Annotated in this window: 2 protein-coding genes; one reads left to right on the forward strand and one right to left on the reverse strand. The window is 35.0% G+C overall.

The features are described 5' to 3' along the window. Positions 1–495: 495 nt before the first annotated feature. Positions 496–2,226, reverse strand: coding sequence for an asparagine synthetase B (locus F6K54_RS25475; RefSeq protein ID WP_293083674.1), 1,731 nt, complete (start codon positions 2,224–2,226; stop codon positions 496–498). Positions 2,227–4,563: 2,337 nt separating this feature from the next. Here F6K54_RS25475 and F6K54_RS25480 point away from each other — a divergent pair. Beyond that, entirely contained in the window at positions 4,564–7,989 is a 3,426-nt protein-coding gene (locus F6K54_RS25480) for a response regulator (RefSeq protein WP_293083677.1), read from the forward strand. The last annotated feature ends 632 nt before the right edge of the window (positions 7,990–8,621 follow it).

Raw genomic sequence — 8,621 nt, forward strand, 5'->3', positions numbered from 1 at the left:
AAAAAAGATAATTTACGCCCTAAAAAATGGTATTAAAGCGATTCCCATACGACTCCTGAGTTCTGACTCCTGACTCCTAATAAATATCCTAGCTATTTGTAGCAAATATTTATCAATTTGGTATAATATCAAATTCAAAAAAGGTCGTTACAGTAAAAAAGAGGGTAGGAAGTAGGAAGTAGAATAGCCTTTTGTCCCTACTGATGATAGAAATTATATTAGGGTTTGCTGATTAAATATTAAAGCGTTAACAGATAAAAGTTTTAGCCTTTTCAGAGTAAAAAAAAGTGCAATTTTTTCAGCTTGAGATACCAAAAATTTAGGATTAAAGACTCACTATGGCAGAAAAATAAAGGGATAAAATATCCGACTACCTCCTCTAAATTCCCCGTTACTCCTGACTCCTGACTCCTGCCTCTACCATAGATACTTTTTCAGCAAACCCTATTTATAAGAAAAGGTAATTCTAAATTCTAAATTCTAAATTATAAATTCTTAAAGATTAACTTGTAGCCAAATTTCTAAACTTACTAATAACCAAAGCTGAATACCATAACGCTTCCAAGTATCCCCACGATAATTTAACCAATCTTTAATCAAATCTTGATTGAAATAAGGAGCGATCGCTGCTTTTTTACTTAACAATAAATTCCTAGTTCGACGTTGCCATATTTGTCTAAACCAAAAGTTAACAGGTACCATCATTCCACTTTTTGGACGAGTTAATATTCTCTCTGGTAATAAATCTGCCACTGCTCGTTTTAATACTGCTTTTTCATCAGCACCAGATAATTTATATTCTGGTGGAATTTCTAAACTCATTTCCACAATTCTTTGGTCAAATAATGGGGAAAGTCCGATTAAATTAGCCGCCCTAGTCATATTATTTACCTTGGTTAAAATATGGTCTGCTCCCTTAAATTTAATATTGAGTAACATCAAGCGGTTTAAATAATCAGCATCAGAATTTAAGTCAGACTCAAATATATAAGATTCTGTTTTTACAGCTTCCCAAATCTCCGGTTTTAATAGCTTAGATAAATCTGCAAAACATTTATGAAAAGAACTTAGATAAGATGAAACAATATCCGGATTTCCTGACTGTAAACCACCATAAATATTATTTAATAACATCGGTTTATTTTTCGGTCCACCAAAACAAGGGTCCCCACCTTCACCATTCAGAATAACCCCCACATTTTCTGCTGCTAAATTTCCTAAAAGATAATTAGGAACTGTTAACGGATCGCCAATAGGATCGTCTAAATTTGTCATAGTAATTGGCAGTTTATTCCACATATCATCCGGCGTAATTTCTAGGATGTGATGTTGAGTTTTACAATGTTGGGCAACCAAACTAGAAAATTCTAATTCATTAGGTAATTCTGCACCAAAATGTATTGAATAAGTATGTACTGGATAATCATGATTTTTTGCGGCTAATGCCACAATACAACTCGAATCTAAACCACCCGATAAATAGGCTCCCACTGGTTGATTATTTGGTAAATATTCAGGAATAATTTTATCTAGAAGAGAACGTAATTTTTGACCATGATATTCTAAAGGTTGATCGGCATTTTTCACTTGTATTTGTGGTTGCCAATAAGACATTGGTGATGGAATTTTCAAATCATTAGTAAAATGGATAAAACTTCCCGGTCTTAATTCTTTTACTTCCTGCCAAAGAGTACGTTCCCCAGGCACAAAAGCACAACAAAGATAATCCCGTAAAGCAATTAAATCTAACTCATTAGAATGGTAAGAAGAAAGAATTTTTAATCTAGGAGAAATCCAAATAGTTGAGTCTGTAGTAGTGTAATATAAAGTCCGTCCACCCACGCGATCGCGTCCAATCCATAATTCTTTTTCTTCAGTATCCCAAACTGCTAAAGCAAAAATTCCTTCTAACAACAAAAAAGTTTTTACCCCATAACTTTGCCATAATTCAGCAACTATTTGAGTAGCAGTAAGAGAGGCAGAAATATCTAAAAGTTTTTGTAATTGTGACAGATTAGTTAAGAAAAGATCGCCCACAACAACAAACCTTTCATTAGAGCTAAAAGTAGGTTTAATTTGATGAATAAAAAAGTGGCGATCGCTCCAAGAAATATCTGCCTTTATCTGGTCTATTTTTCCCAAAGCAAGATGCCAATTAGGGGTAACTAAATTTTTATTTGTAGGAACGGATGATTGTTTATTTAATGATAAAAAATTAAACTTCATATCTACTAATAAGGTAAGGAAGAAGGAAGAAGGAAGAGGGAAGAAGGAAGAGGGAAGAAGGCTTAAAAGGAAGAAGGAAGAAGGAAGAGGGAAGAAGGCTTAAAAGGAAGAAGGAAGAAGGAAGAGGGAAGAGGGAAGAAGGAAGAGGGAAGAAGGCTTAAAAGGAAGAAGGAAGAAGGAAGAGGGAAGAGGGAAGAAGGAAGAGGGAAGAAGGCTTAAAAGCTTGAAAGAACGTAAATTTTCTGTATAAATTTTTTGATAATTAGCACCCCAGTTATTGTTAATTATTCTTATGCTTACTTCTGTGTAGGGACGTTGCATAAAACGCCCCTACTTCCCCACTCAAGATAATATACTGGACTTTGAGCAGAAAACCTATAGCTTAATTCCAGATGAATTTTTTGAAGAATAAGTGGCATATTTTTTTGACTTTTAATAGACATCCCCAATAATAAAAAATAAAATCAATTATCCCACAGAAGTTATCAATTATTCCCCTCCTGGGAGGGGGAGGGGCGAGGGGTGGGTTCCCTACTCCCTACTCCTTCTTTTCTGGAGATATCTAATATAGCAATCCTAAATTGGTTGTGAAAATTTTTATAATAGTTAACTTGAACTGAAAAACTTTAAAATTTTGACTCCTGACTCCTGACTCCTAAGTGCCACCAAAATATTACAACTTAAATAGGATTGCTATATTAAATTTCATTGTCAAAATTATTTTATGACCATTGATTACATCTATTTTTAATTAGTATAAAACAATGGATAATTGATAATTACCTCTGGTTAAAACCGCTACGGAATTGAATATAAGGAAATATTATTTCTTCTCTTGGTTGATTGGATATGGCGAGTTCCCCTCGCCATCCGGAGACCGCTTTTTTCCCCTTAAAAGGGGAGGCTTTAAACCAGAATTATTTAATTATTAATAATTAATAATTAATAATTCGGTAAAAAGTAAGGATAATTAAGATTAAATGGGCTATTTTTAGCAAAAAAGTGATTCTACCTGTTTTGATTAATTAATAACTGAAGTCTTACCCAAGTATAGCGTTACTTTTAGGAACTGGTATAATAACTTTTATTCAGTATAAAATTTCAACAAAAATGTACTTTTTATACGATAAATCGCTAAAAACTTCCCCCACTCCCCTACTCCTCCGCTCCTGAATAATTATTAATTATTAATTATTCATTATTAATTATTTTGTAGCTGATGCTTTTTGGGAATTGCTATAATCTAAAATACAGCAAATTTCCGACTAATGTAGTAAAGCTGATGGGGCAAATATTTTGTGCTTGTTCACTACCCTAATTCCCATCTTCCCTACTCCTCTACTCCCTAAAAATCAATATATGTACCTCATAACTTCAGAAACTGCTGTATATAGATATAGACATCTGTTCATTAATGGATAATTGATAATTGATAATTACCTCTCCCTAAAAGGAATAGGATTGACGCTTAAGGAAAAAATAAATTTTTTCCCTGCCTTGAAAGGGGGGACTTTAAACCTGAATTATTTAATTAGGGCTTGCTGATTAAATCTAAAAGCATTGACATATAAAGACTTTAGCCTTTTTGGAGTCGAAAAAAGTGCGTCTGTTTCAGTCTAAAACGCTCAAAAAGTTAGTATTTTAGGCGCATAGTTAGACAGAAAAATCACTCTTACAATTCTTACTTCTACCTTCTCGCTCCCAAGCCATTTCTCCTGTCTCCTGTCTCCTGTCTCCTGTCTCCTACCCTCACCCCTAAGACTTTTTCAGCCAACCCTAATTATTAATTCTTCGGTAAAAATTCAAAATAAAATCAATTATTATCCATAAATTATCAATTCTACCAATTCCTAAAAGTAATGCTATACTTGGGTAAGACTTCAGTTATTAATTAATCAAAACAGTTAGAATTATATTTTTGCTAAAAGTAGCCTAGTTAATGTTAATTATTCTTACTTTTTACTTCTCCCCTACTCCCCCACTCCCCTACTCCCCTACTCAACAAAATGTAGAAAAATTTTTGAGAAATGGTATTATTTCTCCCTGTTCCCTATACCCGAAAAATTATGGTTTAAAACCTCCCCCTTTTCAGAGGATAATAAAGAAAAATTGGGTGCATCTCATATTGGCAAAAATACTTTTTTCCTATATATTTCCTGTTCCCTGTTCCCTGTTCCCTGTTCCCTAAAAGCAATAACTTTTTGGCTTTATTCACGCATTGAGATGCACCCGAAAAATTTTCCTTTGAGTCAATCCTCTTCTTTTAAAGAAGAGGTAATTATTAATTATTAATTATTAATTATTAATTGTTGAATTATTCCCTCTATTTTAAAGACTATGGCATCTAGAAATCAAGATTTATCGATCGAGAATACTAGAAAAAGTTCCCTGCGCAACGTGTTTATTGTCCCTTTTATTTTACAAATATTAACAACATTTGCATTAATTGGTTATCTCTCTTTTAGAAATGGAGAAAAGGCAGTTAATAGATTAGCAAGTCAATGGGAACATGAAGTTACAAATCGTGTCGAAGACCACCTGAATCATTACCTAGAGTATCCTCACATTATTGTTCAAAGTAATATCAATGCTATTCAACTCGAACAACTAAATACCAGAAATATTGATACCTTAGCCTTTCATTTCATTAAACAAATTCAATTGTATAAATTTGTTTCTGCTATTTATTTTACAGGTGACTATGAAAATGGAGAATATGCTCAAGGCAGACGAAATATAGATAGTACTCTAAATATAAAAGTATATGAAGATTTTCCCAATCGTGTAGATTATCTCGTAAATAAAGAAGGTCAACGTATTGAAAAGCTGCAAAGTAGAGATTTTTATCCCCAAACAAGACCTTGGTATCAAGCTGCAATAAAAGCACAGAAACCAACCTGGAGTGAAATTTATAACTTTGTTGGCCATGGCGAACTAGGTATTACATTTTCTGCACCTGTGTTAGACAAAACTGGGCAATTCAGAGGAATAATAGCCGTAGATTTAATTCTGAGTGATATTAGTGATTTTCTCAGACAACTAGAAGTTCCCCCTAGTAGTCAAGTTTTTCTGTTAGAAACCTCTGGAGATTTGATTGCTAGTTCCACATCAGAAAATCCCTATTTTTTATCAGAAGAAAGTCAAATTCCACAAAGAATAAAAGCAGTAGCTAGTCAAAATAAATTAACTCAAGCAGCTGCCAAATATTTGATGCGAAAAATAGATAACCTTTCCGAAATAAAAACAACTCAAGAATTTAAAATTACAGTTAATGGCCAAGCTCATTTTCTGCATATTGCTCCACTGGAACTTCAGCAAGGTTTAGACTGGATACTTGTAATAACTGTCCCGACTTCTGATGTGATGGGAGAAGTTTATGCTAATACACGCACCACTATATTACTTTGTATTGGAGCTTTAGCTGTAGCAATTGTGGTAGTAATTATGACAGTACGTTTAGTTACCGCACCTATTCTCAAACTTAATTCTGCTGCCAAAGAAATTACTAAAGGTAAATGGGAAACTCAACTCAACATTGATCGTAATGATGAAGTAGGAGAACTAACTCACTCTTTTAATTGTATGGCAAACCAACTGAAAAATTCCTTTGAATCTCTAGAAACAAACAACGAACAACTCAAGGAACTCGATCGCCTCAAAGACGAATTTTTAGCGAACACTTCTCACGAACTACGAACCCCCCTCAATGGCATTATCGGTATTGGTGAATTCCTTTTAGAAAGCAATACAGAAAATTTGAATCAAATCACCACTGGCAACTTAACGATGATAGTTTCTAGTGCTCGTCGTCTCTCCAACCTTGTCAACGACATTCTTGACTTTTCTAAAATCAAACATCACACACTAGCATTAGACTTTAAACCCGTTGATGTTTATGGAGTGGTAGAAGCAGTAGTCATCTTAAATCTTTTAGTCAGCAAAAAGAAAAATCTCAAACTAATAAATGCTATTCCTAAAGACTTACCCCCCGTCTATGCTGATGAAAACCGTCTACAACAAATTCTATATAACTTAATCGGTAATGCTATTAAATTTACTGACTCTGGTGAAGTCAAAGTCTCAGCAGAATTGATTGACAACAATATTACCAACTCCGATCTACAACCTTTTCCCCAAGATTGCTTCAATCAAGACATAGATAAATCTAAACAACTGATAATCCTTGTCTCCGATACTGGTATGGGTATTCCCGCTGATAAACTAAAGCGCATCTTTGAATCATTTGAGCAAGGAGAAGGTTCCACAGTTAGAAAATATGGTGGTACAGGTTTAGGGTTAGCAGTCACGAAACAGTTAGTTGAACTCCATAGTGGTCAGATATGGGTTGAATCTGAGGTTGGTGTCGGTTCTCATTTTCGTTTTACCCTGCCCATTTCTCAAAAACCTGTAACCGATGTCCCAAGTCTTCCTGCTCATGAAATCAACAGTATTCGTCATTTGGTTGAGCAAGTAGAAATACCCGTAGAAACTGAACCCAACGAATGTTATTTAGCTGATGGTGATTTCCACATTTTAGTTGTTGATGATGAACCAATAAATATTCAAGTTCTCAAAAATCACTTAACAGCAAATAACTACAAAGTTACCCAAGCATTAAATGGAAAAAATGCTTTAGCTGCTTTAGATAGGGAAGAAAATATAGACTTAATTTTGCTAGATGTAATGATGCCTAATATGTCTGGTTATGAAGTTTGCGCTAAAATTCGGGAAAAATATCCTGCCCAAACTTTGCCAATTTTAATGTTAACAGCTAAAAATCAAGTGGCCGATTTAGTCATGGGTTTTCAATTTGGTGCTAATGATTATTTGACTAAACCTTTTGCCAAAGATGAATTATTGACTAGAGTTAAAACTCATCTTCAATTATCAAAAATTACTAATGCTTACGGACGTTTTGTCCCCCACGAATATGTAAAATTACTCTCTAAAGAAAATATTATTGACGTTAATTTAGGCGATCGAGTTTGTAAGGAAATGGCAATTTTCTTTTCTGATATTCGTTCTTTTACTACTCTATCTGAGAAGATGACAGCTCAAGAAACTTTTGCTTTTGTTAATGGTTATTTACAACAAGTTGCCCCGGAAATTCGCGGTCGAAATGGTTTAATTATTAAGTTTATGGGAGATGGCATTATGGCAGTATTTCCTGATGGTGTCGATGATGCTCTACAGTCAACTATTTCTCAGCTTCATAAATTACACAAATATAATCAAACTCTACAAGCTAAAGGTTTATTTCCTATTAAAATTGGCGTAGGTATTCATTGGGGTCATATGATGGTAGGTATAGTGGGAGAGAAAACTCGAATGTCGGGAGACGCACTTTCTGATAATGTCAATTTGACAGCTCGTTTAGAAGGTTTGACTAAGTATTATGGGGTTTCTTTGTTAATTTCTGAATCAGCTTTTCAGGGTTTAAAAAATCCAGAAAGATATCAAATTAGGTTTTTAGACCGGGCATCTGTTAAGGGTAGAGATGAACCTATTAATGTTTATGAAGTGATGGATGGTGAAATTGATGAAGTGCGAGAATTAAAGTTAAAAACCCAGGCAAATTTTGAAAATGCTATAGAATATTTTCGATTGGGAGATTTAGTTTCAGCTAAACATTATTTCGACAAAGTATTAGCAGTAAATTCTTCAGATAAAACAGCTAAACTTTATTTAGATAGAATTGAGAAATTAATATCCACTGGTATTCCAGAAAACTGGAATGGAGTTTGGGCATTTACTCAGAAGTAAGGAGTAGGGGAGTAGGGGAGTAGGGGAGTAGGGGAGTAGGGGAGCTATTGGTAGTCCAGTAGGGTGTGTTAGCGAAGCGTAACGCACCGAAACACTATATCTATTTTCAGTGCAATAAGTGTAGGTTGGGTTGAGGGACCGAAACCCAACATTAGTAAGGTTTTGTTGGGTTTCCCTCCGGGAAGCTCCGCTAACACTGCCGTTCAACCCAACCTACATTTTTAGGCTAAAGAGGGAGTAGGGAGTAGGGAGTAGGGAGTAGGGGAAATCGAGAAATATTTGGTCCAGTAGGGTGTGTTAGCGGAGCGTAACGCACCGAAACACTATATCTATTTTCAGTGCAATAAGTGTAGGTTGGGTTGAGGGACCGAAACCCAACATTAGTAAGGTTTTGTTGGGTTTCCCTCCGGGAAGCTCCGCTAACACTGCCGTTCAACCCAACCTACATTTTTAGGCTAAAGAGGGAGTAGGGAGTAGGGAGTAGGGAGTAGGGGAAATCGAGAAATATTTGGTCCAGTAGGGTGTGTTAGCGGAGCGTAACGCACCGAAACACTATATCTATTTTCAGTGCAATAAGTGTAGGTTGGGTTGAGGGACCGAAACCCAACATTAGTAAGGTTTTGTTGGGTTTC

Origin of the sequence: Okeania sp. SIO3B5, assembly GCF_010692555.1 — a bacterium.
Classification (GTDB): domain Bacteria; phylum Cyanobacteriota; class Cyanobacteriia; order Cyanobacteriales; family Microcoleaceae; genus Okeania.

What these genes read in the sequence shown, in the direction of transcription:
- F6K54_RS25475 (WP_293083674.1), bottom strand. Translation starts at nt 2,226, where the DNA reads ATGAAGTTTAATTTTTTATCATTAAATAAACAATCATCCGTTCCTACA.
- F6K54_RS25480 (WP_293083677.1), top strand. Translation starts at nt 4,564, where the DNA reads ATGGCATCTAGAAATCAAGATTTATCGATCGAGAATACTAGAAAAAGT.